Source organism: Pantoea sp. S62 (genome assembly GCF_016658625.1).
Lineage (GTDB): Bacteria > Pseudomonadota > Gammaproteobacteria > Enterobacterales > Enterobacteriaceae > Pantoea > Pantoea vagans.
Window position 1 is genome coordinate 15,525 of sequence record NZ_JACVVI010000014.1, and the last position, 26,227, is coordinate 41,751.

Here is a 26,227-nt window from a genome sequence, read left to right on the forward strand (position 1 = left end):
AAGGAGCATACTTATGTCCTCACGTGGCGTAAACAAAGTCATTCTCGTTGGCAATCTCGGTCAGGATCCGGAAATCCGTTACATGCCTAACGGCGGCGCTGTCGCTAACATTTCACTGGCAACGTCGGAGTCATGGCGTGATAAGCAGACCGGCGAAAATCGTGAAATTACCGAATGGCATCGCGTTGTGCTGTTTGGCAAGCTTGCAGAAGTCGCCGGCGAATACCTTCGCAAAGGTTCTCAGATCTACATTGAGGGTCAGCTGCGCACCCGCAAGTGGCAGGACCAGAGCGGACAGGACAAATACTCGACGGAAGTCGTCGTGAACGTTGGCGGCACCATGCAGATGCTGGGTGGCCGCACACAAAACAGCGACCAGCAGCAGTACAGTGGTAACTGGGGCCAGCCTCAGCAGCCGCCGTCACAGCCCGGTCCGGCTCCGCAACAGAAAAACAGTGGAAATAACGGGAAAGGTAATCATGGTTCACAGCGTAACAATGCCGCTCAGCCCACGCCTCAGCAGCCAGCGCCACAGTCGCAGCCTGCCGGAGAATGGGATGATGATATACCGTTCCTCGGACACGGTTACGGCCTGGCGAAGCACGCTTCATCCTCTCTCTGACCCTCCGCTGCGTTTTGACCGCTGCACTAAATTTCACCATAATCCTTTAAAGGTTACTGACGATGCCTGCCATACTACGGCTGAACGGTTTTCGGTTTTTTTTCTACTCCAACGAAGGCAATCCGCGCGAACCTGCTCACATTCATGTGATAAAGGCCGGTACAGAAGCAAAATTCTGGCTGGAGCCGGTTGTAAAACTGGCAAGTAACGATGGATTTGACTCCCGGACGTTAAAAGAGCTGATGACAGTGATAAGGCAACACCAACCCATGCTTCTGGAGGCCTGGAATGATTATTTCAGCTAAGAACGTTCGGTTCGATCATCACATTATGTGGGTCGAACTCTCGGACGAGCGGATAATCGGCGTACCGCTTTCATGGTTTCCCCGGCTTCGCAACGCGTCTGCCGAACAGCTGAAAGATTACGAACTGTCTCCCCGTGGTATCCACTGGGACGCACTGGACGAAGATATCTCAATCGATGGCCTGTTACAGGGGCGCGGTGATGTAACGCACCCGCCTCATCAGGTCGCCTGAAGGTGCTGATTAAAAAACGCTGACTCCGGTCGTAATGCTTGTCAGTTAAGATCTTAATGGAGGCCGCAACGGATAACGTTGCGGCTTCTTTTTTACCGCCCTTGGGTAATGCCGCACTCTTCTTTCCGGCAACACCAGCCCTGGCGCCATCGCCATTATCTCTTCCATTATCCGCGGTATTTTTCCCGGTGAGATGCCCGGTAGCAGGCTCAGATGACTTCTCAGATACAGTGCGGACTGCTTAAAACTCATCTGATAAGGTTCCACGCCTTTCAGACTGTACGCCATTTGCGCCATCATGAACCTCAGAAGGTTATAGGCCAGGACCACGCCCCACAGCTCCTGACGCACAAGTTCTGGCTTTTTGCTTCTCAGCGTCAGCTCATTATTCAGCAGGTGTTGTTTCATCTCGCGGAACCCATGCTCTATTTCCCAGCGATGGCTGTATAAATCCACGACATCTGCTTTGGGATACCTCAGGGGGTCGCACATAGATGTCAGGATTTGAACCGTTTTTCCGTTGAGTTCTTTGCTGATAAGCCTTGCCGTCAGCGTGTCTCCAGCACCCTGCCATTTTTTCTTCGCCTGCGGCGACAGCTGTAATTCCACCAACTCCTGCCCGGCTCCTAAGCTACGGACTACACGGTACTGTGCTCCTTTGCGCAGCGGCAGCATCCAGTGTCTTTCCGTTCCCGCTGAGTGCCAGGCGTGCAGCAGACCCAGCGCATAAAAACCTTTATCAAAGAGAGTCAAAGAGTGGTCGGGGGTCTGTGGGATAAGCTGAGCGGCAAGATCGGCTTCGCCGACAGCTGAGACGCTGTCGAACGCTACTGCTGACAGCAGGTGACTGGTGACTTCCATCTGACAGACCATTCGCACCTGCGGCCACTCAGAGCACTTATTAATATTGGCCGTTCGCCCGAAGGCGGCATCATTCTCTGGTGTGTCAGGGGTGCGCCATACGGTGCCATCCACCGCCATCAGAGTCAGTCCGTTCCAGTGCGACAGCGGTGTCTTTTCAAACCACAGGCGCTGCGTTTTCTCAAACATTAACCGGATAACATCTTCTCCAAATCGCTGTCGGGCCTGCACAACCGCGCTGGGCGCAACAAAGGGCCTTTTTCCCCGGCAGAAGGATATCCAGGTGTGAGACGAGCTGGGTCATCGAATGGGAGCGAAAAAGTGCCATGCCGGTCACAGCCCAGACCATCATTTCCATCGATAACCGGCGCTTCCGTAACGTCACTGTGCCGGTATCAGCAAGACACTCATCAATGAGCTCAGGAGAAAGGAGATCAGAAAGCGCCGAGAATTCCTGAGGCGTAAAGTGATGAACGATATCGAGAGCCTGACTGAGAAGCATAAAAAAATCCGTAATCCCTGAGAGATTACGGATTTTTGCAGAACTGCCGGATCGTTCAACCGATCATTTTTGTCTTAACTGATCGGCATTATGACTCCGGTCGGCGTTTTTTTTTGAAATCGCAAAAAGAGTTGTTGATAGAAGCCTGCTGAAGAGTTGCGCACAGTGAAGCCTGTTCTCACTGTTCAGGAACTTTTCAGATGAAATTTAACGCCGTCTTTGCCGCTTTACCGCTTGCGCTGCTCGCGGGGTGCGTTCAGCAGCCCCAGAAGCTGCAGGAGCGGGCACCTGCTGAACCGGTTGCCCCGGTCAGCGTATCCCGCAATATTCAGGCATCCGCTGATGATGTTTATGCGCGGACGCCAGAAGTGGTTCGCTACGATCGTTATCTGCTGGTCAGCACGGATCCGCAGGCCGTGCAGCGCGACCCCCTCTCCCAGATTATTGACGTCCGTATCCCCTCCTCAGTGCAGCCAACCGTGGCTGACGCCATGCGCTATGCCCTGAAGCAGTCCGGCTACTCGCTTTGTCAGACCGGTCCGGCTAACGGCGTGTTGTACCGTCAGTCGTTGCCGGCCGTCCAGTTCCAGCTCGGCCCGATGCGCCTTCGCACCGCGCTACAGGTGCTGGCGGGCCCGGCATGGGAGCTTGAAGTGGATGACGTACAGCGTGTGGTCTGCCACAGCCTGCGTGCCGGTTACCAGTTGCCCGTAACACAGCTGCCTCCGCGTCCTGCCAGCGCCTACGAACCGGCTGCAGGCACGCCATCTTCTGCCAGTTCCTCTCAGGCGATCGCCCCTCGTCCCGTTCAGGCCCAGCCTGCTCACGGAGGGTGGCTGACAAAATGACAACAGAAACGTCCTTCCCTCACCAAAACGCTGATGACGTTGTTCCGTCATCAGGCGGCAGTTTCAGCGCCGTAAAACGCCGGCTGCCGGCTATAGGACTTACCACGCTTTCTATTGCCGCGCTGGGTCTCGCATTCATATCTCTTCGCGCCGGTGTGTCGCAGGAAAACCGTCTCAGTTACGTCGAGAAACAGCAAAACGTGGTTTACACCCAGGCACTGGCTAAAACCGATCTTGAACCACTCCAGGCCAACATCAGCACGCAGGCTGAAGCGATAAAAAGGCAGCAGGTTCAGCTCGATGCGGTCCGTAAATCGCTCGAAGCCTGGTCTGCCGAAGGCTTATCTGAAGCAGTCGGTCAGGTTCGCCAGTCAATCGGTGAGCTGAATGATTCGCAGACTGCACTGCAGAGCCGTCAGGCTGCACTGGAACAGTCAGTTACTGCGCTGCAGCATCCGCCTCAGAAAGCGCAGCAGGCCACAGCTGAACCCAAAGCGGCAACGCCTGTAAAAAAGCCGACACCCGCTAAGCCGCACCGGGCTGTCAGGACAGTGGCCCGCAAAGCGCCATTCGTACTGACCGGCGTTGAAAAGCGGGGCACGGAGTCGTTTGCGGCCATTGCGCCGACGGGATTCAGCTCGCTGGCTGAAATCCGCCTGATCGGCGAAGGCCAGACCGTTAATGGCTGGACACTTGTTCACGCCGGCTACGGGCAGGCGCAATTTCGCGTGAACGGTCGCTTAACGACTATCAACGTTCGCTAACGGAGACGATATGAAGCTAAAAATAGCCAGTCTTGCAGCGATTATGCTCTGCTGCTCTGCGCAGGCCAGCGTTCAGGTTCAGAATTCCAGAGGCGAACCGGTGGATGCGCAAGGTCAGAGCGTGCAACAAAGCAGCGTACAGGATCTGCAACAGCAAGCCGGTCAGTGGGGGCTGAGTCAGGACGATTATCAGCGCTATCAGTCGCTGATGAACGGTCCGCGCGGCATTCAGTCACCGGGTCTGGATCCGTTGTCCACGCTGGGTATCGAGGCGCGGAGCCAGGTCGAGCGTCGTCAGTATGCTGAGAAGTGGGTAAAGGAAGAGTTTGCGCGTACGCAAAAAGAGCTGGATTTCCAGCGCGAAGTCACTGCCGCATGGAAGCGGCTCTATCCGGAAACGCTTGCGGTCAATATGGGCAACGCAGCCGGCATTGCGCACGACACCGGCGGGCGGCTGGCGCTGTTCGTTAAGTCAGCGGGCTGCGGGCAGTGTGACGCCCGGCTGGCAGCGGTATTAGCCGATAACAGGCCGGTTGATATCTACCTTGTAGACAGCCAGGGCGATGACGGGAAACTTCGCGGCTGGGCGAAAGACCATCACATTCCGCTGGACAGGGTGCGCAGCCGTCAGATCACGCTGAATCACGACGGCGGTCGCTGGATGCGGTTCGGTAACGGCATCATGCCAGTCGTTCTGCAGCAGGGGGAAGACGGATGGCAACTCGCCGCATTCTGACCGGAGCGGCGCTGCTGTTGCTTTCATTGTCCACGTTTGCCGGGGGCAAACAGACCGTTCCGGAGGGGTACGTGCGCGTGGCGCAGACTCACAGCGTACCGCCTGAATCGCTCTACTCTGTCAGCCTGCAGGAATCATCGCGCAGGCTGCCGCAGGGCGAACGCCCGTGGCCGTGGACCCTGAACGTCGCGGGTAAGGGCTATCGCTATAAAACCCGCCTTGAAGCCTGGCAGGCGCTGCAGGTGTTCATGAAAACGAACTCACTGAAGCGCATCGATGTCGGTATTGCCCAGGTTAATCTCGGCTGGAACGGCCAGCGTTTTACGTCAACCTGGGAGGCGCTGGACCCTTACGTAAATCTCAACGCCGCTGCCGCCATCCTGCGCGAGTGCTGGGACCGGAAACCCGGAAGCTGGCTCGATGCCGCCGGTTGTTATCACCATCCCGCAGGCGGCGCACCTGCTGCCCGCTATCGCGCTTTCGTTAAAAGCAAGCTCGCCATGCTCCAGTCCTCGCCGCATCTGCCGGCGGCTACCGCAGTTGAACAGACCGCGTCCGCATCGTTGCCGGATAACGGCCTCGTCTGGATAGATCCACGGAGTCAGTGATCATGAATCTGAAAAACCTCATCGTTACCGCATTTATCGCCTTTTCGCCAGCCGCGCTGGCGGAGCTCAACGTCATTGCAGACCTGGGTGGGCAGAGCACGCAGGCTGTTTTCGAGGCCGTAAACCGCCAGGATACGTCGCCTGCGCCTGCTGCAGCCCCTGAACAGGGGGAAGCGGCCATGCTGCCCGTTATTACTCCAGAACTTTCCCCCGGAAACGTGCCCCCCCGGGCGCTGCAGCTGCCGGGCATCGGAGCGCTGTTTATCATTGGCGATGACAGCTATTCACGGCAGTGGCTGCAGCAGAACGCACGGCAGCTTTCGGCCAGAAATGCAGCCGGCCTCGTTGTAAACGTTGAAAGCATGGAATCGCTGAAATCTCTGCGCGGTCTCGCGCCCGGTCTTCAGCTAGCTCCCTCATCGGGATCTGAACTTGCCCGCCGCCTGCAGCTGACCCATTACCCCGTACTTATCACGGACAGCGGCCTGTCTCAGGAGGCAGGGCAGTGATATCCGCTCCCTACGTCGCTGCATTGCTGATGGCAAATCCGGTTCTCCTGACCGTCCTGCTGGCCCTGATTATCTTTCTGCTCTGGCGTTTTCGTCGTGAGTCGGCCAGCGAGCGGCGGCACCGCCGGTATCGCGCCACGGCAGAGCGCGTCTGTACCCGCCTTCGCCAGCTCGGCGGAGACGGGCAGCGCATGAGCTATCTGCGCAGGATTAATCCCTACGTCTTTGAGGAGTTACTGCTGCTGGCATTTGAGCGCCAGGGCTATGCCGTACAGCGCAATGCGTCATACAGCGGCGACGGCGGTCTTGACGGACGGGTACACATTAACGGTGAGTGCTGGCTGATTCAGGCCAAACGCTACAGCCGGGCGATCGCGCCGGCGCATGTTCAGGATTTTGACGCGCTGCTGACGCGCATGGGGCAGCGTGGCCTGTTTATTCATACCGGCAGGACGGGCCAGAAAAGCAGGGCTGTCAGCAGCGATTCACAGCAACTGATGATTATCAGCGGACAACGCCTTCTGGCTCTGCTGGCAGGTAAGCCCTTTAAGGAGTTTTTTTGTGAGTGATAAATACGTAATTGAAGCCCTTCTGCGCCCGGCTGTGGAGCTGAATACAGCGGTCGCAGCGGGCACTGCCGCCATCGTCTGCGTGACAGCGCCCTGGGCAGTCGCCCTGGCCCCCTCCGTCAGCTACGTTACCGCAGGCGGATTTGCCGTGCTTTCTGCCATACGCGCGCGTCAGGGAATGCAGGTTATTCGCTACCGCCGCAACCTTCGCCGTTTACCGTGCTACGTCATGACGTCAAAACAGATCCCCGTCAGTAAACGCCGGCTTTTTCTGGGCCGTGGGTTTCGCTGGACTCAGAAACACACCCAGCGCCTGCGCGATACGCTGCGCCCGGAAGTGGCCCACTACCTGAAGCCGTCGAGGCTGTATCAGCTTGCCCGCCAGTTAGAGGAAGCGTCGGAAAACAGTTTGCCGGCGATCGGCAAACTGCTCAGTGCCGATACGCCCGTCAATCCGGTTCGCCCGCTTCCCCCGGTTGGCGGAAATCCAGCCGTACACGGCATTGAACCGGATGAAACTGACGTCACGCTCGATCTACGTGAGCGTGTCGGCCACACGATTGTCTACGGTACAACACGCGTGGGCAAAACCCGCCTCGCTGAGCTGTTAATCACTCAGGATATACGCCGTGGAGACGTCACCATTGTGTTTGATCCGAAAGGCGATGCGGACCTGCTGAAAAGGGTCTGGGCGGAAGCGCACCGGGCAGGCCGGGGCGATGAGCTGACCGTTTTCCACCTGGGCTGGCCTGATATTTCCGCGCGGTATAACGCCGTAGGGCGCTTCGGGCGCGTATCGGAAGTTGCTACCCGCGTTGCTGGTCAGCTCAGCGGTGAAGGTAACAGCGCTGCGTTTCGTGAGTTTGCCTGGCGGTTCGTGAATATCGTTGCGCGTGCGCTGGTTGCTCTCGGGGAACGCCCGGATTACACCCTTATTACCCGCTACGTGAACAACATCGCCGATCTGTATCTGCGTTATGCCGAAAAAATCATTACCGAGAAACTGCCCGAACTGCACGGCCAGATCGAGAACAACGCCAACGCATTCAGTGAAGACGACGTGCCGCGCAACATGCAGGGACAGCCTGAAGCTATCCGGATTTGGGCCGTTGAAGTGGCGCTGAGTTCTGATGCAGGAAATGCGCTGTATGACCCGATCCTTGACGGACTGCGCTCTGCCGTACGCTATGACCGCACCTACTTTGACAAAATCGTGGCGTCACTGCTGCCGCTGCTGGAAAAACTGACCACCGGCAAAACGGCGGAGCTGCTGTCTCCCGATTATCTGAATATGGAAGATCCGCGCCCTATTTTTGACTGGGAGCAGGTTATCCGTAAAAAAGGCATCGTTTACGTGGGGCTGGATGCGCTCAGCGACAGCGAGGTTGCCAGCGCCGTGGGTAACAGCATGTTTGCCGATCTGGTGAGCGTGGCCGGGCACATCTACAAGCACGGTATCAACGGCGGCCTGCCGGGTTCAAAAGAGGGTAAGGACGCCATTAACCTGCACTGCGATGAATTCAACGAACTGATGGGCAATGAGTTTATCCCGCTCATCAACAAAGGTGGCGGTGCGGGCATGCAGGTGACGGCCTACACGCAGACCTCATCTGATATTGAAGCCCGGATCGGGAGCGCGGCCAAGACCTCTCAGGTTCAGGGCAACTTCAACAACCTGATCATGCTGCGCGTGAGAGAAAACCGGACGGCAGAGCTGCTAACCTCGCAGCTGCCGCAGGTTGAAATCTACAGCAAAACGCTGGTCTCGGGTCATCAGGATTCAGCTGACGTCACCGTCAATCACGATTTTACCTCCAGCACCCAGGACCGCGTCGGCACCATTAAGGTGCCGCTGCTTGAGCCTGCCGACATTGTCACACTGCCTAAAGGTCAGGCGTTTGCGCTGCTTGAGGGCGGCCAGCTCTGGAAAATTCGTATGCCGCTGCCGGCGGGCGATGCAGGTGACGTGCATATGCCTGAGAACATCGCGCGTCTTGCCGAAGAGATGCGCCGGAATTACCACAGCAGTGAAGGGTGGTGGGACAGCCGCAGTTCAGCAGCTGCGCCAGTGAATGGAGATAACAATGGCTGAGGCACGTCGTACCGCACCGCAGCAATATCCGCAGCAGCACCCCGCGCAACCCCGTGAGCACGGCCTGCTTTATAACCTGGCCTGGGGCTGGCCGTGGAAACTCGTTGGCGTGATCCTGGCTTCACTGATGGTGAGCCTTGTTATTGAATATGTCGGGATTGCGTTCTTCTGGCCTGAAATGGGGGCAGCGCACAGCCAGGCCGTGATGAATACCGAGTTTGGCTATCTGTCTTCTGATTTTACCCGCAGCCTGCTGCTTTCAGAGCCGGCTGCAACGGTGACGCGCTGGATAACGGATGCCTATCAGTGGGCGTTTGTGGACAGTGGGATCATCGGCTGGATACAGGAAAAATATCAGGCCGAGATGAACAGCGGCAATGAGGTATCGCGCAATCTTAAGGGTGCCAGCCGCTGGCTGGGGACTTATTTGCAGCAGTATATGCTGGCAACGGTATATGTCTCTATTGTGACGCTGATCCGCGTCACTATCATTGCCCTTTCTGTACCGCTGTTCGTACTGGTTATATGCGTTGGCGTGGTTGAAGGGCTTGGCCGACGTGATTTGCGCCGGTTTGGTGCCGGTTATGAGTCATCTTTTCTGTACCACCGTGCGAAAAGGTTGATTAAGCCGGCTGTGTATCTGCCGGTGATGGCCTATCTCTCCTGGCCTTCAGCGGTCTATCCGAATCTTCTGCTGCTGCCCGCAGCGTTAATGCTGGGGCTTACCATTACGGTTACAACGGCATCGTTCAAAAAATATATATGAGCACCTCCCGTATGCCAGGCAGTTTAGGGTTATGACATTAAGGCGATTGCAGTTATATATCCGGCCTTGCTGCGTCAGCCTGAGCTGTCGCGGGCCCTAATGAATTCCGCTGGCGCACGCCTCATTACCTTTACGAACCCGCAGTTCGATACTTTTTTCAGGTTTAGTGCGCCCCGGTCTGACCTGTCATGTCATTACTTACAACTACCCGCGCAATCGCAGGATACTTACTGATCTTGAATTCTTCAATGCTGCACCGTTTCCGGCGGCGCTTTGATATACGGCTTATTGTGTGCCAGAACTGCCCATATGGTTCTGGCCATTTTGTTGGCCAGTGCGACTGATGCAACGTTTACTGTCCGTCTCTTGAGAAGGTTGGTTACCCACGCCCCCGGTTCGTTAGCATTCTGGATAACGCTGTGCGCACCGTTAATCAGTAGCTTACGCAGGTATTTATCACCTCGCTTGCTGATGCCCTTCAGTACCACTTTGCCGCCTGTACCGGTTTGTCTTGGGACCAGACCTATCCAGGCCGCAAACTCCCGGCCGGAACGAAATGCACCGGCACTTCCCATTGCTGCAATGGCCGCTGTTGCTGTCAGAAAACCAACGCCGGGAATATCGCTGATCGCTCTTACCCCCGGATCATCTTTGCTTAGCGATTTTATTCGCCGCTCCAGCGCAGAGATTCGATGCTCAAGACGTTCAATTTCCGCGAGCTGTTCACGCAGAGTTTCAATGAGTTCAGCAGGCAATCTCTCCTCCAGACGCACCAGAATGTCAGGCATGCTGCTGAAAAGGCTCGCTCTGCCTTTGCGCATCACTTCGCCATACTCAGCCAACAATCCGTGCAGTTCATTGACCTGCATCTGCCTTGATTTAACGAGGAGAAATCGCACTCTGTGAAGTGCCAGCATCGCCTGCTGCGCTTCCGTTTTCACCGCCACAGCTTTACCCGGCTGCTGAGCAGCGTGCCAGATTGCTTCAGCATCTGCCATATCATTTTTGTTTCATATGTTGAATGCTTTCACATAGGCGCCGGGCATCAGCTTGACCTGATGTCCCAGAAGACTCAGTTGCCGGGCCCAGTGATGTGCTCCTCCGCTGGCCTCCATGCCGACTAAACAGGGTTTCCGGTTCTGAAAGAAGCTCAGAAACGAGGTGCGTTTAACCGCCTTGTTGATCACTTCTCCGGTTTCAGTATCAACATAGTGAAGCTGAATAACGTTTTTGGCGATGTCAGCGCCAACGACCATGCTGCTCATGTTCAGTTACTCACTAATAAACGTTTAATGAAATTATGGGCGCGTAAGGTCGAATGGATTGCGACACGGGCTACAAGGCTGGAAGCTATCTCAAGAGGTAAAGTAGCAGACATGCTGCTTGCCGAATGTCTCAGGGCGTGAAGCAGACATATGCTCATCAAGCTTTGCAGCCTAGACAAGTTTGTCAGGTAAATCTGAGAAGGTGCTTTTAATTGTAGATTGAACAATCTACAATTAATTCTCACTTCTGGAGGATTAAATGAAAGCATCTGTTGGTAGACCCCGAGAATTCGACCCTGAAACATTTCTTAATACCGCGCTGGAATGCTTCTGGCAAAAAGGATATCGGGCAACATCAATGTCAGACCTCATGAAAGCCTCTGGCCTTGCAAGTGCCAGTATCTATAAGCTTTACCCTGATAAACGCTCAATCTATCTCGCGGCCTTACAGCAATACATGGATGAAGGTGTTTCCAGAGCAGCAGAACGCGATGCAGAGTTTTCTCCAGAAATGGCATTGCGCGAAACGTTAGAATTTGTAGCGCTTTTATCATCTTCTCCTGATGGAGAAAAAGGTTGTTTTACCATTGCCGCGGCCAGTGAACTTCTACCGGGTGATGCAGAAGTAAAAAGTAAGGTTCATCATAAATTCAACTCAATAATCAATCAGTTGGAAAAAATATTATGCAGGGGTCAGACGCAGCAGCTTTTTCGGTGCGATGAAAGCCCACGAACAATGGCAATAAGCATTTTTATGATGCTGGAAGGGATGCGAGTTTATGGGAAAATTCAGCCCGAAATTGACGAACTCAAAAAGAGTAACGAATTTATTGTCAGATCGGTGCTCTCAAACAGACATGAAGATGAGAAAGGCCTCTCCAGTCAGGCATCAACATGATGGAAGTGGGCACAATTGTTCGGCGTCGAAAAAGAAGAAGTACAATGGTTGTGCTCGAATGTGAAAATGGCATGGCTTTATGTGGTTGGGTCAATAACGGAAAGTTTTTCAAAAGACGCTTTCCATTGTCTGAGTTAAAGACATGTGTGCCTTACTCAAACTTTTGGCCTCTTACTTAAAGCCCCGGTATGCCCTTTTTCGGTGCCTGATACTGACGTCCGCTCCTTGCACAGGCTGTGTGAAAACTGCTTTGGTCGCTTAAACTGCCAAAAACAGGGTTGAAAACTGCTCTCATACGTAAAATCTGGCTCAGCCAGCCAGTTGGGCACTGCAAGATTTTACGTAGATGCGCACACTTCAGTTTTGGGGCAGGGTTTTCACACAGCCTGGGCACAAAGCGGACTGACGTAAGGCTAACGTCAGCTATGAGCGGACTGTTAAGCATGGTAAATCTCACATGCACCCTGTGGTGGGAGGTGCTCATACCATTATCTTTAATGGCCTGATACCAAAGCCTGTGAAATGCAGGCTTTGCTAAATTTCACAATTAACATCCGATGAAACGCTCAATAAGCCGAAAAAATACATGCAATTTTATCCAATGCAACCGTCAATCCTTGCGATCTACCTTCCTGCCAGGAACCTGAGAGCACCCGGAAACCTGCGTTTATAAAGGCCATTCTCTTTTCAGGTTTCGCTAAGTACGAAAGTGATCACTTTGCGTAACATATCCCTATCGAGAGCCTCTCCGAATGCGGGATTACGTACCGACCGCACAGCCATCCCTTCCAGTAAGGAGGTGATGATTTCGCATTTTGAGATGACGTCTTCTGAAGCGCCGCCCAGAATATTATAGAAATCCTGGAAGACGTCTTTATCGTATTCCTGGATCAAGTGCGCTATGGACGCATTGCGGGAAACCTCTGCTGAAATTTCCATTTTCAGCGCTGCGGTTCCTCTGTCTAAAAAGCGCTGCTCATCCGCAAGCGTGGCATCAACGAGCGCCTCGACGGCGTTTTTGGTTTTCATCGAGGATTTCACGTTAGAAATATAGGTTTCAATTTGACTCCGGTCTCTGGCGACGATTGCCTCAACGATCCCCTCTTTGCTGCCGAAGTAATGATAGATGTGACCGGAGCTCATTCCTGCTGCGGCTGAGATCTGAGACATGCTCGTTTTGTGAAATCCCTGAAGCTTAAAACACTCAACAGCAGCCTCAAGAACCTGCTCTTTGCGTCTTTTTGCTATATCAGAATCACCGCCATTTTTTTTAACAGACATACCTGAACCTTCTTGTCCTGAAAATTATCTTCGCGAAAGGTGGACATAAACATCACTGACCAGAAAATCAATTACCTAACAACGCAAGAAATTGATAAATATACATTTAAATCATATAGCACGCCGTAAAGACTAACATCATTTTCTGAATGTGTGGCGTGATTTTTGCAAAACTGTCAAGAGCCCCGCAATTAATAAAAACTTTAATCACAACTTTACATTTTTAGGTCGGTCGTTCAACCTACAACGCGCTATGCCGCAGGTTTGTGCGCTTAATCATACGCTAATAAAAGATTGGTCAACCAACCTAGATCACAATTTGGGATAAAAAATGTATTATTTTCATGATATTAAAAAAAGAAAACAGCTAGGCAACTTCATTAACCTGGCGTTAATGATCGGCGCTACGAGCCTCCTCAGCGCGTGTGATGAATCACCGGCTTCCACACCTGATGTAGAACCCCCCGTGGTAGGTGTGTATAAAGTCGAGCCCAGCAATGTCCGCATGCTGACGGAATTACCCGGACGCACCAGCGCCTATCTGATCGCGGAAGTCAGACCGCAGGTAGGGGGCATCTTATTAAAGAGGGATTTCACCGAGGGTACGGACGTAAAAGAAGGCCAGACCTTATATCATATCGATCCTGCGCCCTATAAGGCGACGCTTGCCAGTGCTGATGCAAGCCTGGAATCGGCTAAGTTACTGTTCTCACGATACAGCAAACTCGCGTCTTTAAATGTCGTCAGCCAGCAGAATCTGGATGACGCGAAGTCCCAGTATCTGCAGGCAAAGGCCAACGCCGACAATGCCAGAATTAATCTGAATTACACCGAAATTAAATCCCCGATTTCGGGAAGGATTGGACGTTCCAATGTCACCCAGGGAGCGCTGGTCACCGCCGGGCAGACAAATGAATTAGCCACGGTGCAGCAGCTGGATCCGATCTATGTGGATATTTCACAACCGGCATCGGCCCTGGTTCAGATTCGTGAGGATCTGGAAAGCGGTCGCCTCAAAAGCGATGACGAAGGGCGAGCAAAAATCAGCCTGGAATTTGACAACGGCACAAAGTACAAACAGACCGGCACTCTCCAGTTCTCCGAAGTCAGCGTCAATGAAAGCACCGGTTCGGTAACCCTGCGGGCAGTTTTCCCTAATCCTGATGGCGTTTTGCTGCCCGGTATGTTTGTGCGCGCGCAGCTGCAGCAGGGGATCCGTGAAAACGCCATTCTTGTGCCACAGAGAGGGGTGACGCGGGACACTCAGGGTAAAGCGGTCGCGTTAGTGGTGGATGCTGACAACGTTGTGGAACAGAAGAATCTTACAACGGATCAAAGCATTGACGGGAACTGGTTAATCAGTGCCGGACTCAAGCCCGGCGAGCAGGTCATTGTCGATGGTTTACAGAATGTGACTCCTGGAATGATTGTTAAGCCTGTTCAGGCTGCAAAAAATTCATCCGAAGGCAGTTTATCTAAGACGTCAGATCACAAAGATAATACGGATATTTAAGGGAGCAGCATGTCCAGATTTTTTATAGATCGGCCTATCTTTGCATGGGTCATTGCAATCATCGTCATGATCGCAGGCGCGCTTGCAATTTTAAAGCTACCCGTTAACCAGTACCCCGATGTTGCACCACCGGCAATTGGCATAACGGCTTCCTATCCGGGCGCTTCGGCGCAGACCGTTCAGGATACGGTGACTCAAGTCGTTGAACAGCAACTGAACGGCCTTGATGGCCTGCGATACATTCGCTCTGAGAGCAATTCAGACGGCAGCGTAAATATTGTTGTGACCTTTGAGCAGGGTGTTGACCCGAATACCGCACAGGTTCAGGTTCAGAACAAACTGCAGCTTGCCACACCAATGCTTCCTCAGACCGTCCAGCAGCTGGGTATCCGCGTCTATAAGTACCAGATCAACTTTATGTTGGTAGCCACGCTGATTTCAGAAGATGGCCGACTGGATAACAACGCACTGGGCGATTTGATTGTATCGCAGCTGCAGGATCCCCTCAGCCGTACGTCAGGCGTTGGCGACTTTTATGTCTTGGGCGCTCAGAACGCGATGCGTGTCTGGCTGGACCCGATCAAGTTAAACAACTACAAGTTAATGCCCAGTGACGTGATGGCCGCCATACAGGCACAAAACGTTCAGGTCTCCTCCGGTCAGTTAGGCGGGCGGCCTTCAGCAGATACCTCAAGATTAAACGCAACGGTAATCGGCAAAACACTCTTCACCAGAGCCTCTCAGTTCCAGGACATACTGCTCAAGGTAAATCCGGATGGCTCACGCGTCTTATTAAAAGACGTTGGAAACGTCATGCTGGGGTCGGATAACTATGACTTCAATGCCAAGCTGAACGGTCACCCCAGTGCGGGTATTGCTTTGCGTTTAGCCACTGGCGCGAACACCATTGACGCCGTCAGCGCCGTGCGTTCAACCCTGGATCAGTTAGCTAAAACGCTGCCGCCGGGCGTTAAAGTGGTGTATCCGTACGATACCGCTCCGGTGGTAAAAGAGTCGATTAAAGGCGTCGTGCATACGTTAGTTGAAGCGATCGCCCTGGTTTTCCTGATCATGTTCCTGTTCCTCCAGAACTGGCGCGCCACGCTGATCCCGACGCTGGCCGTGCCCGTCGTTCTGCTGGGCACCTTCGGCATCATGTCAGCCTTCGGCTTCACTATTAACATCCTGACCATGTTTGGTCTTGTGCTGGCAATTGGCCTGCTGGTTGATGACGCAATCGTGGTCGTGGAAAACGTCGAGCGAATTTTATCTGAAGAGGACATCTCGCCGGTTGAAGCGACCCGTAAATCTATGGATCAGATCTCCGGTGCGTTAGTCGGCATCGGGCTGGTGCTGTCCGCCGTATTTATACCGATGGCGTTTTTCGGCGGTTCCACAGGCGTAATTTATCGTCAGTTCTCGTTAACCATCGTTTCTGCAATGGCGCTATCCGTACTCACCGCGCTGATCTTCACGCCCGCACTCTGTGCAACGCTGCTGAAGCCAGTCGGTAAGGATCATCATGATAAAAAAGGATTTTTTGGCTGGTTCAACCGCGTGTTCGAAAAAAATGCGCGCCGGTACGAAAATGGCGTGTCCCGGGTAATTACCGGCAAACGCCGGTATTTAATGCTGTTTTTATTCATTGTGGTGGCTTTAGCCGTGCTGTTCCCCAGACTGCCGACCTCGTTTTTACCCGATGAGGACCAGGGAACGATGGTTGTTCAGGCTGAGTTACCTGCCAACGCCACCATGGATCAGACCGATGCCGTGCTGGATAAGGTGCAGAAATATTTCGCCGAACAGGAGAAAGGCAACGTTCAGGCTGTATTCGCCGTCAGTGGCTTCAGCTTTGCGGGGCGCGGCCAGAACTCTGCGCTTGCCTTTGTGCAGCTCAAGCCCTGGGATGAGCGCAAGGATACCGTTTTTGATCTTCAGCGCCGGGCTATGGACTACTTTGGCACAATAAAAGAAGCCAGGGTCCTGGCTTTTGCACCGCCGGCAATCATGGAGCTCGGCAACGCCACGGGGTTCGATGTTTTCCTGCAGGACTTTAGCGGACACAGCCATGCCGAGCTGATGAAGGCTAAGGAAAAAATCCTCTCTGAAGCCGCTAAAAATCCGGCACTCAGTATGGTGCGTGCTAACGGTAAAAACGATGAGCCGCAGTACAAAATCGAAATCGATGATGAAAAAGCAAGCACGCTCGGTGTCAACCTGGATGACATCAACACCACCATGTCGGCTGCGTGGGGCTCTTCTTTTGTCAACAACTTCCTGGATCGCGGACGTATCAAGCGCGTCTACATTCAGGGTCAGCCTCAGTCCAGGATCACGGAGAAGGATTTCAGCCAGTGGTACGTGAGAAATTCGTCCGGTGAAATGGTTTCATTTGCCTCCTTCGCTTCCGGAAAGTGGGAGATAGGCTCACCTAAACTGGAGCGATACAACGGTGTACCTGCTGTGGAGCTTCTGGGCCAGCCGTCACCGGGTTACAGTTCAGGCGATGCCATGGCTGCAATGGAAGACATTGCAAAAGATTTACCTTCCGGAATGAAGCTCTCCTGGACGGGTCTTTCCTATGAGGAGAGATCCTCGGGTTCGCAGGCTCCGGCGCTGTATGCGCTGTCAATCATCGCCGTTTTCCTGTGCCTTGCAGCGCTCTATGAAAGCTGGTCTGTACCTTTCTCGGTAATACTTGTCATTCCACTGGGGGTTATTGGTACCGTGCTTGCCACAATGATGCGCGGCCTGGAAAACGACGTTTTCTTCCAGATTGGCCTGTTGACGACGGTGGGACTTTCCGCCAAAAACGCAATTCTGATCGTCGAATTTGCCAAGGAGCTGTACGAGAAAGAGGGGAGGACCTTATCTCAGGCGGCCATTGAGGCAGCACGCCTCCGACTGCGTCCGATTATTATGACGTCTCTGGCATTTACCATGGGGGTCATACCGCTGTTAATTTCCAGCGGCGCAAGCTCAGGAAGTAAACATGCCATCGGTACGGGCGTAGTAGGCGGTATGGTGACAGCGACGTTCCTTGCCATATTCTTCATCCCTCTTTTTTACGTTTTAGTGAACAGCCTTAAAAAGCGTAAAAATAATACTGACACATAAAGACCATCTGAACCGGCTGGCAGGAAATCCACATCCTGCCAGCCGGACAGTTCCTGTAAACGTAAATAGCAACGAAAGATAATGAGGTATTTATGCTGACAGACTATTCAAACATTACCGTATTTTTTGATGCTTCCCCTGAAGGATTGAGCGTACTCGCCAGATCTGGAGAACTAGCCGGTGTACAGAATTCTCATCTGATAGGCGTAACGTCAATGCGCCATGAATCTGGCGTCCCGGAAGAATCGTTTTCACGAGGGGATGCCATCATTGAGGTAATAAAAAAGCATCAGCTCTCAACAACCAGTAAATTACTGGAGCTGCATCATGGCATACAGGATATTTCCGATAAGCTGGGCGTGCAGGCTGAACTTCGCGTTATACCGTCGACGGAAGATAATAAAAATGCAATTCAGCATGCTTTATTCAGCGATCTGGTCATTTTTAATTATCCGAGCATGAGTGGATTACCGGAGGGAATGACGATCAACTCGTTCATTTCCTACTCCGGCCTGCCGATAATTGTCGTTCCTGACAGCTGGCAGGGGGAGGGGATCGGGAAAAGAGTCACCATTGCGTGGAACGCCAGCCGGCAGGCATGGCGGGCCGTATCTGACTCTCTTGGCCTTTTAATCAGTGCGGAAGAAGTTCAGCTACTGATTGTGGATGCACATCACAGTCAGGGCCTTCACGGTGAAGACCCCGGCGCTGATATGGCGGCTTACCTTGCTCGCCATGGTGTCAGTGTCGACCTTGTCAACGTCGAATCCGACAGAAGAGAGGTTGCCGATGTCATTGTTGAGCACACGACCGCACATGGTTCAAACCTGCTGGTAATCGGTGCATGGAGCCGGCCACGTCTGTCCGAACTGATCCTGGGCGGTACCACTAACAGCCTCCTTAAAGATGTGCGGCTGCCCCTGTTTATATCCCGCTGACTGGAGGTTAACTTGGTCAGAAAAACCAAGGAAGAAGCTTCCATCACAAAAGAACGCATAATAAAAGCGGCGGAGGAATGTTTTTGCGAACACGGCGTTTACCTGAGTTCTTTCGATATGGTGGCGAAAAAAGCAAAGTGCACCCGGGGAGCTATTTACTGGCATTTCCGGGATAAAAACGAGTTGCTTTACCATGTCACTCAGAGTTTCAGATGGCCTTTAATGGCCGAGCTGAAAGGGCTGTCGTCAGGCGATGAGCATATACTGAACGCGCTTGTTTCCATGTTTAGGCGCTGCATTAATGATTTATCTACGGAAAGTCAGGTGCAGCACTACCTGAAATTAATGATTTATCGCTGTGACGAGGCCGAAACTTACAAGCCATTGCAGCTCAGCCTCTCAAAATTCATGTGTGATTTTGAGCAGCTAGTAAAAGATGCGATGTGCTTATCCATAAGTAAAGGCGAAATAGATGGGGAAGACAAGTCCGTAATCATAACAAATATCTTGCTTTACTCTTTTTATGGTGCCGTCAGAAAATTTTTTATCACGGGGAAGTCCCAGAAGCCATTAACAGAGTTTATTGAAATCATTGACCACATTCTGGGGGAGTTCGTCATTAACAATAAGAATTATGTTTTAGATGAGAGCTCTGACTAATCCTGCACCTTGCTATTCTGAGAGGAAAACCGTGAGAAAATTCACGCTAGAATTATTACACTGGATAGAACAAAATCTGGGAAGCTCCCTGACGATACAGAAGATCTATCGTAAGTCCGGATACAGCAAATGGCACATCCAGAGGCTGTTCCGGGAAGAGACCGGCATGCCATTAGCCACCTATATTCGCAACAGAAGACTCGCCAGGGCGGCTCAGGTACTGAAGTTAACGAACATGCCTATCATTGAAATTGCAGAAGCGCTGGGATTTGGCACACAGCAGGCATTTACACGGGTCTTCTCAAGGCATTTCAGAACGCCACCCAGAGTATACCGGGATAGCCGTATGTGGAACTTTACCGGGATCATTCCCAGTTCGACAATGGTAAGGCATCCCCTGCCTCCACCTGATTATGTGAGTCTGGACATCAGCCTCAGCCATCACCACAGTTTCACTAATGATGTTGATTTTCATAGCATCGAATGTATTAGTGATAAGATTACCCGCTTGTCTAATCTTGAAATGACAATGCTCGAACAAGCTGAAACCATTTACTCGGTTGTCCATTGCGAACCTGTAGGCAGATTCGGTGATGCCAGGCTTAAGATGTTACTGTGCGACACTACTCATTCCGACGAATTAGAAAGTATCAGGATGGCAGGCAGTTACCTGAAATTTAATCTGCTTGGTAGTTACGACGAATTCAGGCACATGATTTCAACAATCTATCATTTTGAACTGCCGTTAAGAGAAGAAGTCCGGGCTGAAGGCCCGGACCTGCTGGAAATTAACAGCATAAAAACTTCTAATGGTTATAGTTATTTTTCAGGGTGCTACTACATTCCGGTCGCATAAGAAAATAGCTCTCCGGACTCTGCTGTTCACTAAGTGAGTCAGGCTCAGTTATTTATCGGGTTCGCTTATATCAGCGGGTGAAATAGTGGCCTGACTAAAAAAGCGAAATCACGGGTTCGTTTTATTGTAAATAACGCACTGAAATAAGGCTTGTTAAGCAAGGTGATATTTATTCATATGAACCTTTATACGCTGTGTGCAACGGCGATTAATATCCTTATGATTTCAATGAACAGATTACTGATGACATATTGATGATACAAAAAATGAAAGGCAACAGAAAAAGTAAACTGAATAAAAAGACCAACTTTACGGAGTTCGACATGATTCCCTTTGTTTCGCTTCTCACCCGAGAATGTTTATTCCTGCTATTCGCATCGGTTTTTATCCTGCTGGCAATGTCAGCCATCTACGTTGACGTTTACTTTATGGACAACGCTCTACATGAAAATTCCGTGACTGAAATCCTGCAGGAAATCATTCTGGCAGGCATCGCCGTGCTGTTTTTCTGGTGCGCGACAAAGCGCCCTGAGATCCGCGGCGGACTTATCCTTATCGGGGGTTTTTACTTATGTATGCTGATCCGGGAGCTGGACGACATCTTTGACATGATCAGGCACGGCAGCTGGCTCTGGTTTGCTCTTACAACCGCCGTCGTGTGTATTGCACTTTCCGCGCTCATACCCGCAAGCACCGTTACAGGGCTGACTGATTTTATTCAGCACCGTTCGTGGCTGATGACTGCGATGGGGTTGATCATAATATTAATATTCTCACGTATATTTGGCATGAATCAGCTCTGGGAGCATCTTATGTCTTACGGGTATAACCGGGAAGTTAAAAATCTGGCGGAAGAAGCGACTGAATTACTGGGATACAGCGTATGCTTTCTCTCCTCAGCGCTTTATCTGGGAGAAACGCGTGAAAAATTCACTGCTCTTCGGAAAAGCTGGACCTGATACGGATCAGCGCGGACTGTCATTTTAATACGGTTAGCTATCAAGATGACGAGGGTGAAACTTGTCTTCGTCATCACATTTTAATATCCAAACTGACCCAAATTAGGGCTGTTTCCTTTCTTCTTCCTTCACCCACTCAAACCAACCATCGGCAAACACCACGGCGCGGCCGTTGTTCCATAGCGGTTTAAACATACGGCTCGATGCGGCGGTTTCTCCCCGCGCATTGATGAGCGGCTGCTTGTCCCACCATTCGGGTCCGTAACCCCAGTACACCGAATCTATTTTCAGTTCCTCGTCGCGCTCGCTCAGCAACAGCACGTTGGTTCCGGGCGCTACGTTATAACGGCCGATGGGTTCTGGATCGTGCGCGTAATCGCTGTCGGCTGCGCCAAGGGCGTCAAGGTAAATGTCCCGGCTCTGATACTGCGCAAACCTTCCGCACATAATTTTTCCCCTCCCTTTCTGCACGATACCTGTTAACGCGCGCTGTGCCTGATTTTACTCATCATTCAATATTAGTCGGCGAAACCGCAGATTAAATTCTGCGTTCGGGGAATTAATTTAATGTCTAACGCTGGTTTCCCCATATCAGAGCTGGACGGAGGCACCTGAAACTTGTTTTCAGATGCCGGCCGTCAGCAGGCAAGGCGCATCGCGCCGCGTCAGATCATCTATTTAGTTACAACAATCATTAATATCTGAATCAACTTCCTCCGGCATTTGAGCTGCTTTCTAAATTTTTATTTTTCCAAAAAGAGTTAACGGCTGAACCCGGCTGCCAGATTTCGCATGCTTACCGCACTCAACAACCACTGGAGGTGCATATGAAATCTCTTCGTCTGGCAACACAACTTCTGTTATGCGGCGGTGTGCTGGGCCTGACCTTTCTCGCGTCCTCTCCGGCGTCTGCATCTGAGAAAGACGAGCTGGCATCCGCTCAGCGAATGATCGTCCAGGTTCAGGCTTCGCTGGAACGGGCGCGGGTTACCGCAGCACAGGCTGATCCGTCAGAGCGTGGCCGCTATTTCTTCGATTATCAGCGGGCAAACGACGACCTTAAAACCATCAGCACAGGCATTGATCGCTATCTGGAACCCACGCGTGCCCAGCCCCGCGATTTGTCTGGCGTGGCAGGAAATTATCGCCGGGAGCGTCCCTGATGGCAATGACCGCTGCACAGGAAGCAGCCTTTAAAGCGGCTTCCGGAAATGTGGAACCCAATCTGCTGCACCTGCTCTGTCTCGGGCTGCTGATTGCATTCCTCTTCTTCTGGGCAGCATGGGCAATCGTGGATGTCTACTCAGGCTGGACAAATCAGCGCCTGAAGGAGGGCGCAATGGGCAAAGCCGTAGTTCGCTCAGTCTTATTGTTAGTCGTAAGTATCTGGATGTTTTGTAGTTAACCCTAAACCCACTCTTTTTACAGGTGAAATCATGTCTAAATTCGTATCAGCAGTAACCCGCGTGACCGCTAAAGCCCAGACTAAAGCTAAATCAGCCTGGGCACGTATCCTGACGGCTGGCCTGCTGAGTGCTCTGGCTGCCAGGCCAGCTCTTGCCGATCTGCCGACGGTTGAAGGTCCAACGTCGAGCGGCACGGGAACCGGCCTGATGGGAACGCTCAGCGGTCATGTGCAGGATGGACTCGTTCTTGGTGGTCTCGTTCTGTGCGGTTTTGCATTCTTTAAAGTTGCTGAAGCTGGTCTCGTAACGTTTGGTGAAGTTCGTAATGACCGTGCCTCCTGGACCAAATTCGGGTCCATTGTTGTTGTCGGGGTTGTCATGCTGGTCGCAGTTATCTGGCTGCTCGGCAAGTCTGCAGAAGTTATCGCGTAAGGGACAGCCCCAGATGGCGACCATTAAATTTTTACCGGATCGCCTCAATGCTGAGCCAGTCGTATTTCGGGGGTTTAATACCCCCGAGTTAGGACTGACAGCACTAATTGGCATCTTATCCGGCTTCATACTTTCCCTGCCCTTCGCGTTACTTTTTGGCTGGCTTGCCATTCCAACCGGCGCTCTGCTTTTCCCACTTGTATTGATTGCGTTTGGCGGCAAATGGCTTGCCAGCAAAAAACGGGGAAAACCAGAAAATTATCTCTGGCAGCAATTCGAGTTAAAGAAGCGCCGCATGGGATTGGGGGATTTCAGATTGATTATTGACTCGCGGGGCTGGTCCCTGCGACGCAGCAAAACCCTCAGGAGTATCAGATGAGTCGTTTTCGCCACGCGGTTAAGGGCCGCGATCAGCATATTTTTACCCTGCGGGCGGCCTGTGTCGTATTGCTGCTGTTACTAATTACAGCAATGGGGGGCTGGATGCGGGCACCTGAAAAGCTGACCATCCACAATCCGCCTGATTTGCGCAAGGGCAGCACGCGCCCGTGGTGGGAAATCCCCCCTCCGACCGTGTACGGCTTTACGTATTACATTTTCCAGCAGCTGAACGCCTGGCCCAAAAACGGCAAAGTGGACTATCCCGCCCGCATTCAGTCGCTTTCAGCTTACCTGACGCCACAGTGCAAGGCATTTCTTGAAGAGGATTCAAAGGTTCGCGGTGAAAAAAACGAGTTAACCGACCGTGTGCGCGTCGTTTACGAAATTCCCGGACGTGGTTATTCAGGTGAGAGCGTGAAGGTCATCGATCGTGATAACTGGGCGGTGAAACTCGATCTTGTTGCCGACGAGTACTACCTCACCGAACCGGTTAAACGCGCGATGGTGCGCTATCCGCTAAAAGTCGTGCGCTGGGACGGCGACTCTGAATCTAATCCATTTGGCATGGCGCTGGACTGCTATGAAGGCATCCCGCAGCGTCTTTCCGCCGCGCCTGAACAGCCGAAACCAGAAAGAAAGGGGATGTTCTGATGTTGAATCCATCTTTTACCTCAGGATCGCGTGCATGCCTTGTGGCGCTGTCACTGTCCCTGCTGCCGGTGGCAGCGATGATTTCCGCACCGGCGCAGGCGGACGAGCTGATGAAATGGGAGCGCGTGCCGCTGCAGATCCCACTCAAAACGGGTCAGGAACGCGTGATTTTCGTTGATAAAAACGTGCGCGTGGGTTTTCCGCCGGCACTGAACGGCAAACTGCGCGTACAGAGCACCGGCGGCGCGGTCTACCTCAAAGCTGACAGCGATTTTCCTCAGACGCGCCTGCAGCTGCAGGACATGGAAAGCGGTGAGGTTATTCTGCTGGACGTCCATACAACGGCCACCGCGTCAGCCGAGCCGGTTAAAATCGTTTACAGCGGCGACGTCAGCACCCTCAGCAGGGCAACCGCCGGCACCGGGGAGAAAGCCGCCAGCGGCAGCAACAGCACGCAGGCGAAGCGAAAAAAAGTGAGTTATAAAGCTCCCGTTCCGGTACTGCTGACGCGCTACGCAGCTCAGAATCTGTATGCACCGGTGCGCACCGTTGAAGCCGTGCCGGGCATTCATCCCGTTAATCCGCACCTGCCATCACGCATTACGACGTTATATCCCTCTGCTCCTGTGACCGTGTCACCGGTAGCGGGCTGGGGCGTGGCCGGTCGCACCGTCATTGCGCTGAGGATCCGCAACAGCTCATCGCAGAAGGTTGTACTCGATCCGCGTGAGCTGCAGGGCCGGTTTGTCACGGCAACGTTCCAGCACCGCTGGGTGGGTGCCGCCGGCACGCCCGAAGACACCACTACGCTGTACCTGGTCACCGCCGGTCGTCCTGATGACGCGTTTGTACGTGAGCCATCCGTAATCCATAAGGCTGCTACCCGCCCGGCCCAGAAGGTGATCCGCTATGAAAATTAAGTCAAACGGACTGGTTAAAGTGCTGGTTCCGGCCATTCTGGTTGGCGGCGGATTCATTGCGGTGAAAAGTTATAACAGCAAGCCACAGGAGCCCGCCGCGCAGGCAACACACGCGCAGACAGACGATGCGCTGAAAAACCTGTCTCCGCAAGAGCTCAAAGCGCTCGGCATCGAGGGCGACACGCCGCAGGATACGCTGAAAACCATCGTGGGCTCGCTAAACGCCGTTCGTCAGCAGCAGGATTCTCTTAACAAGCAGAATGCCAGACTGCTGGACGAAAACAAAAAGCTACGCGATCGCAATAACAACGTTTCCGGCCAGGTTAATGAAGCGGTTCAGGGCGTGGAGAAAAGCTATCACGATCGTGAAAATCAGATGCGCCAGCAGCAGAACGTCCTGACGTCAAAAATCAATGAGCTCACGAATAAACTGCAGAATGCCGGTAAGGGTATTGCAGACAAGGCAAAGGGTGCTGACAGCGATATCCCTCTCGGTCTGGGCCTTGATGGCATGGGTGCTGGCGATAGCAATCCTCCGGCCTCCGGTAGTGATGGCCTGATGTGGGTCTCGCCCCAGGACAGTCCCTCTTCGGCTTCAGCGCAGAAAAATGGCGCTGCAGGCAGCAGCAGCACCGGCGAATCCGGCTTCCCAACATCATTTCTCAGTGAAAACGCACTGACAAAGCAAAAATCCAGCTATGAACAGCAGGTAAAGGGTTCAACCGCTGAGAAAGGCGCAGAAGAGGAGGCCGAGCCGGTATATACACTACCGGAAAACTCCACGCTGATTGGCAGCCGCGCCATGACGGCACTGCTCGGTCGCGTGCCGATCAACGGCACCGTAACCGACCCGTATCCCTTTAAGGTACTCATCGGAAAAGACAACCTGACGGCCAACGGCATCGAGTTGCCGGACGTTGAGGGTGCGATCGTCTCCGGCACCGCCTCCGGCGACTGGACCCTGTCCTGCGTGCGCGGCCAGGTCAACAGTGTCACGTTTGTATTCACCGACGGCACTGTACGTACTCTGCCGAAACCGGACCGCAGCGGCAAAGGCAGCAATAACAGCAACCAGAACGGCGGGAAAGATACCGGCACCAGTGGCGGCATCGGCTGGATTTCTGATGAAAACGGGATCCCCTGTATTGGTGGAGAACGTAAGTCAAATGCTTCTACCTATCTGCCAACTATTTTTGGGTTATCTGCAGCCGGTGCAGCTGGCGAAGGCTTAAGTCAGGGGCAGTACACAACTCAAAACAATGTAAATGGTATCTCTTCAACCATGACAGGAGATGCAGGACAAGCGGTCCTGGGTAAAGCCCTGTCAGGCGGCATGTCTGAAACCACTGATTGGGTTAAGCAGCGTTACGGGCAAACATTCGATGCAATTTATGTTCAGCCCGGAGCGCATCTCGCTGTGCATATTACCCGCGAGCTGGCGATCGATTACGAAGATAAAGGCCGCAGGGTGCGTTATGACTTTACCCTGCCCGGCGAAGACGGCAGCACCGGCGGACTGGACTGAGGAGAATGACC

Annotated in this window: 26 protein-coding genes and 3 pseudogenes; 25 read left to right on the top strand and 4 right to left on the bottom strand. The window is 52.9% G+C overall.

Translation table 11 applies throughout. The features are described 5' to 3' along the window. Window positions 1–13: 13 nt before the first annotated feature. The 3 genes from IBT54_RS18125 to IBT54_RS18135 all read left to right on the top strand — a co-directional run bounded on the left by IBT54_RS18125 (window position 14) and on the right by IBT54_RS18135 (window position 1,159). A complete protein-coding gene (locus IBT54_RS18125) occupies window positions 14–622 on the top strand; it encodes a single-stranded DNA-binding protein (protein ID WP_201252635.1) in 609 nt (202 codons plus the stop codon). Window positions 623–684: 62 nt separating this feature from the next. Beyond that, window positions 685–927, top strand: a complete 243-nt coding sequence (locus tag IBT54_RS18130) for a DUF4160 domain-containing protein (RefSeq protein WP_200547437.1) — start codon at window positions 685–687, stop codon at window positions 925–927. Next, window positions 911–1,159 (top strand): DUF2442 domain-containing protein, encoded by a 249-nt coding sequence (locus IBT54_RS18135; protein WP_007885438.1) that lies wholly within the window; start codon window positions 911–913, stop codon window positions 1,157–1,159. Before IBT54_RS18130 ends, IBT54_RS18135 begins: the two co-directional genes overlap by 17 nt. 45 nt (window positions 1,160–1,204) lie before the next feature. On the opposite strand, the pseudogene IBT54_RS18140 reads toward IBT54_RS18135, so the two are convergent. Continuing rightward, window positions 1,205–2,522: pseudogene (locus IBT54_RS18140) on the bottom strand (IS4 family transposase). A 200-nt stretch (window positions 2,523–2,722) separates the two neighbouring features. Here IBT54_RS18140 and IBT54_RS18145 point away from each other — a divergent pair. Genes IBT54_RS18145 through IBT54_RS18180 form a run of 8 tightly spaced genes read left to right on the top strand, consistent with a single transcriptional unit; the run spans window position 2,723 to window position 9,414 of the window. Next, on the top strand, window positions 2,723–3,370 hold the full coding sequence (locus tag IBT54_RS18145) for a PilL N-terminal domain-containing protein (RefSeq protein ID WP_200547436.1): 648 nt from the start codon (window positions 2,723–2,725) through the stop codon (window positions 3,368–3,370). Next, window positions 3,367–4,134 (top strand): TMF family protein, encoded by a 768-nt coding sequence (locus IBT54_RS18150; protein WP_200578543.1) that lies wholly within the window; start codon window positions 3,367–3,369, stop codon window positions 4,132–4,134. Before IBT54_RS18145 ends, IBT54_RS18150 begins: the two co-directional genes overlap by 4 nt. A gap of 10 nt (window positions 4,135–4,144) precedes the next feature. Then, window positions 4,145–4,870 (top strand): TIGR03759 family integrating conjugative element protein, encoded by a 726-nt coding sequence (locus IBT54_RS18155; protein ID WP_200547434.1) that lies wholly within the window; start codon window positions 4,145–4,147, stop codon window positions 4,868–4,870. Continuing rightward, the gene (locus tag IBT54_RS18160; RefSeq protein ID WP_200547433.1) at window positions 4,849–5,478 is read left to right on the top strand and encodes a lytic transglycosylase domain-containing protein; all 630 of its coding nucleotides are present in this window, start codon (window positions 4,849–4,851) and stop codon (window positions 5,476–5,478) included. Before IBT54_RS18155 ends, IBT54_RS18160 begins: the two co-directional genes overlap by 22 nt. Window positions 5,479–5,480: 2 nt before the next feature. After that, window positions 5,481–5,987, top strand: coding sequence for an integrating conjugative element protein (locus IBT54_RS18165; RefSeq protein WP_200547432.1), 507 nt, complete (start codon window positions 5,481–5,483; stop codon window positions 5,985–5,987). After that, window positions 5,984–6,556 (top strand): restriction endonuclease, encoded by a 573-nt coding sequence (locus IBT54_RS18170; protein ID WP_200547431.1) that lies wholly within the window; start codon window positions 5,984–5,986, stop codon window positions 6,554–6,556. The genes IBT54_RS18165 and IBT54_RS18170 overlap by 4 nt, the downstream gene beginning before the upstream one ends. Next, on the top strand, window positions 6,549–8,648 hold the full coding sequence (traD, locus tag IBT54_RS18175) for a type IV conjugative transfer system coupling protein TraD (protein ID WP_200547430.1): 2,100 nt from the start codon (window positions 6,549–6,551) through the stop codon (window positions 8,646–8,648). The genes IBT54_RS18170 and traD overlap by 8 nt, the downstream gene beginning before the upstream one ends. Beyond that, window positions 8,641–9,414 carry a TIGR03747 family integrating conjugative element membrane protein gene (locus IBT54_RS18180; RefSeq protein ID WP_201252636.1) on the top strand — a complete coding sequence of 258 codons (774 nt, stop codon included), beginning with the start codon at window positions 8,641–8,643 and terminating at the stop codon, window positions 9,412–9,414. Before traD ends, IBT54_RS18180 begins: the two co-directional genes overlap by 8 nt. 245 nt (window positions 9,415–9,659) lie before the next feature. On the opposite strand, the pseudogene IBT54_RS18185 reads toward IBT54_RS18180, so the two are convergent. Then, window positions 9,660–10,679: pseudogene (locus IBT54_RS18185) on the bottom strand (IS110 family transposase). Window positions 10,680–10,938: 259 nt separating this feature from the next. Here IBT54_RS18185 and IBT54_RS18190 point away from each other — a divergent pair. Further along, window positions 10,939–11,577, top strand: a complete 639-nt coding sequence (locus IBT54_RS18190) for a TetR/AcrR family transcriptional regulator (protein WP_200547428.1) — start codon at window positions 10,939–10,941, stop codon at window positions 11,575–11,577. Window positions 11,578–12,264: 687 nt separating this feature from the next. Here IBT54_RS18190 and IBT54_RS18195 read toward each other — a convergent pair. Next, window positions 12,265–12,858: a TetR/AcrR family transcriptional regulator gene (locus IBT54_RS18195; protein ID WP_004181878.1), complete on the bottom strand. Its 594-nt coding sequence runs from the start codon at window positions 12,856–12,858 to the stop codon at window positions 12,265–12,267. Window positions 12,859–13,189: 331 nt separating this feature from the next. Between IBT54_RS18195 and IBT54_RS18200 the strand changes: the two genes are divergently transcribed. From IBT54_RS18200 to IBT54_RS18225, 6 genes are all read left to right on the top strand, one after another. Beyond that, window positions 13,190–14,371: an efflux RND transporter periplasmic adaptor subunit gene (locus IBT54_RS18200; RefSeq protein WP_200547427.1), complete on the top strand. Its 1,182-nt coding sequence runs from the start codon at window positions 13,190–13,192 to the stop codon at window positions 14,369–14,371. A gap of 9 nt (window positions 14,372–14,380) precedes the next feature. Then, window positions 14,381–17,488, top strand: coding sequence for an efflux RND transporter permease subunit (locus tag IBT54_RS18205; protein ID WP_200547426.1), 3,108 nt, complete (start codon window positions 14,381–14,383; stop codon window positions 17,486–17,488). Window positions 17,489–17,580: 92 nt separating this feature from the next. Then, window positions 17,581–18,426 (top strand): universal stress protein, encoded by an 846-nt coding sequence (locus IBT54_RS18210; RefSeq protein ID WP_200547425.1) that lies wholly within the window; start codon window positions 17,581–17,583, stop codon window positions 18,424–18,426. A gap of 12 nt (window positions 18,427–18,438) precedes the next feature. Further along, on the top strand, window positions 18,439–19,086 hold the full coding sequence (locus IBT54_RS18215; RefSeq protein WP_200547424.1) for a TetR/AcrR family transcriptional regulator: 648 nt from the start codon (window positions 18,439–18,441) through the stop codon (window positions 19,084–19,086). Between the two features lie 31 nt (window positions 19,087–19,117). Continuing rightward, a complete protein-coding gene (locus tag IBT54_RS18220) occupies window positions 19,118–19,942 on the top strand; it encodes a helix-turn-helix domain-containing protein (RefSeq protein WP_200547423.1) in 825 nt (274 codons plus the stop codon). Between the two features lie 266 nt (window positions 19,943–20,208). Next, entirely contained in the window at window positions 20,209–20,901 is a 693-nt protein-coding gene (locus IBT54_RS18225; protein WP_234472886.1) for a hypothetical protein, read from the top strand. A gap of 105 nt (window positions 20,902–21,006) precedes the next feature. Here the strand turns inward: IBT54_RS18225 and IBT54_RS18230 are convergent. Continuing rightward, window positions 21,007–21,348, bottom strand: a pseudogene (locus tag IBT54_RS18230) (SOS response-associated peptidase family protein); the annotation flags it as partial. 380 nt (window positions 21,349–21,728) lie between these two features. Between IBT54_RS18230 and IBT54_RS18235 the strand changes: the two are divergent. From IBT54_RS18235 to IBT54_RS18265, 7 genes are read left to right on the top strand one after another with little or no spacing between them, the layout of a single operon-like run. Beyond that, complete coding sequence (locus IBT54_RS18235) at window positions 21,729–22,064, top strand: RAQPRD family integrative conjugative element protein (protein WP_200547422.1); 336 nt, start codon at window positions 21,729–21,731, stop codon at window positions 22,062–22,064. Continuing rightward, complete coding sequence (locus IBT54_RS18240; protein WP_200547421.1) at window positions 22,064–22,306, top strand: TIGR03758 family integrating conjugative element protein; 243 nt, start codon at window positions 22,064–22,066, stop codon at window positions 22,304–22,306. The genes IBT54_RS18235 and IBT54_RS18240 overlap by 1 nt, the downstream gene beginning before the upstream one ends. Window positions 22,307–22,337: 31 nt before the next feature. Continuing rightward, complete coding sequence (locus IBT54_RS18245) at window positions 22,338–22,739, top strand: TIGR03745 family integrating conjugative element membrane protein (RefSeq protein WP_200539408.1); 402 nt, start codon at window positions 22,338–22,340, stop codon at window positions 22,737–22,739. Window positions 22,740–22,752: 13 nt separating this feature from the next. Next, complete coding sequence (locus IBT54_RS18250; protein WP_200547420.1) at window positions 22,753–23,118, top strand: TIGR03750 family conjugal transfer protein; 366 nt, start codon at window positions 22,753–22,755, stop codon at window positions 23,116–23,118. Beyond that, window positions 23,115–23,771, top strand: a complete 657-nt coding sequence (locus IBT54_RS18255; RefSeq protein ID WP_200547419.1) for a PFL_4703 family integrating conjugative element protein — start codon at window positions 23,115–23,117, stop codon at window positions 23,769–23,771. Before IBT54_RS18250 ends, IBT54_RS18255 begins: the two co-directional genes overlap by 4 nt. Next, window positions 23,771–24,691, top strand: a complete 921-nt coding sequence (locus IBT54_RS18260; RefSeq protein ID WP_200547418.1) for a TIGR03749 family integrating conjugative element protein — start codon at window positions 23,771–23,773, stop codon at window positions 24,689–24,691. Before IBT54_RS18255 ends, IBT54_RS18260 begins: the two co-directional genes overlap by 1 nt. Then, window positions 24,681–26,216 (top strand): TIGR03752 family integrating conjugative element protein, encoded by a 1,536-nt coding sequence (locus IBT54_RS18265; RefSeq protein WP_201252637.1) that lies wholly within the window; start codon window positions 24,681–24,683, stop codon window positions 26,214–26,216. The genes IBT54_RS18260 and IBT54_RS18265 overlap by 11 nt, the downstream gene beginning before the upstream one ends. Window positions 26,217–26,227 lie beyond the last annotated feature (11 nt).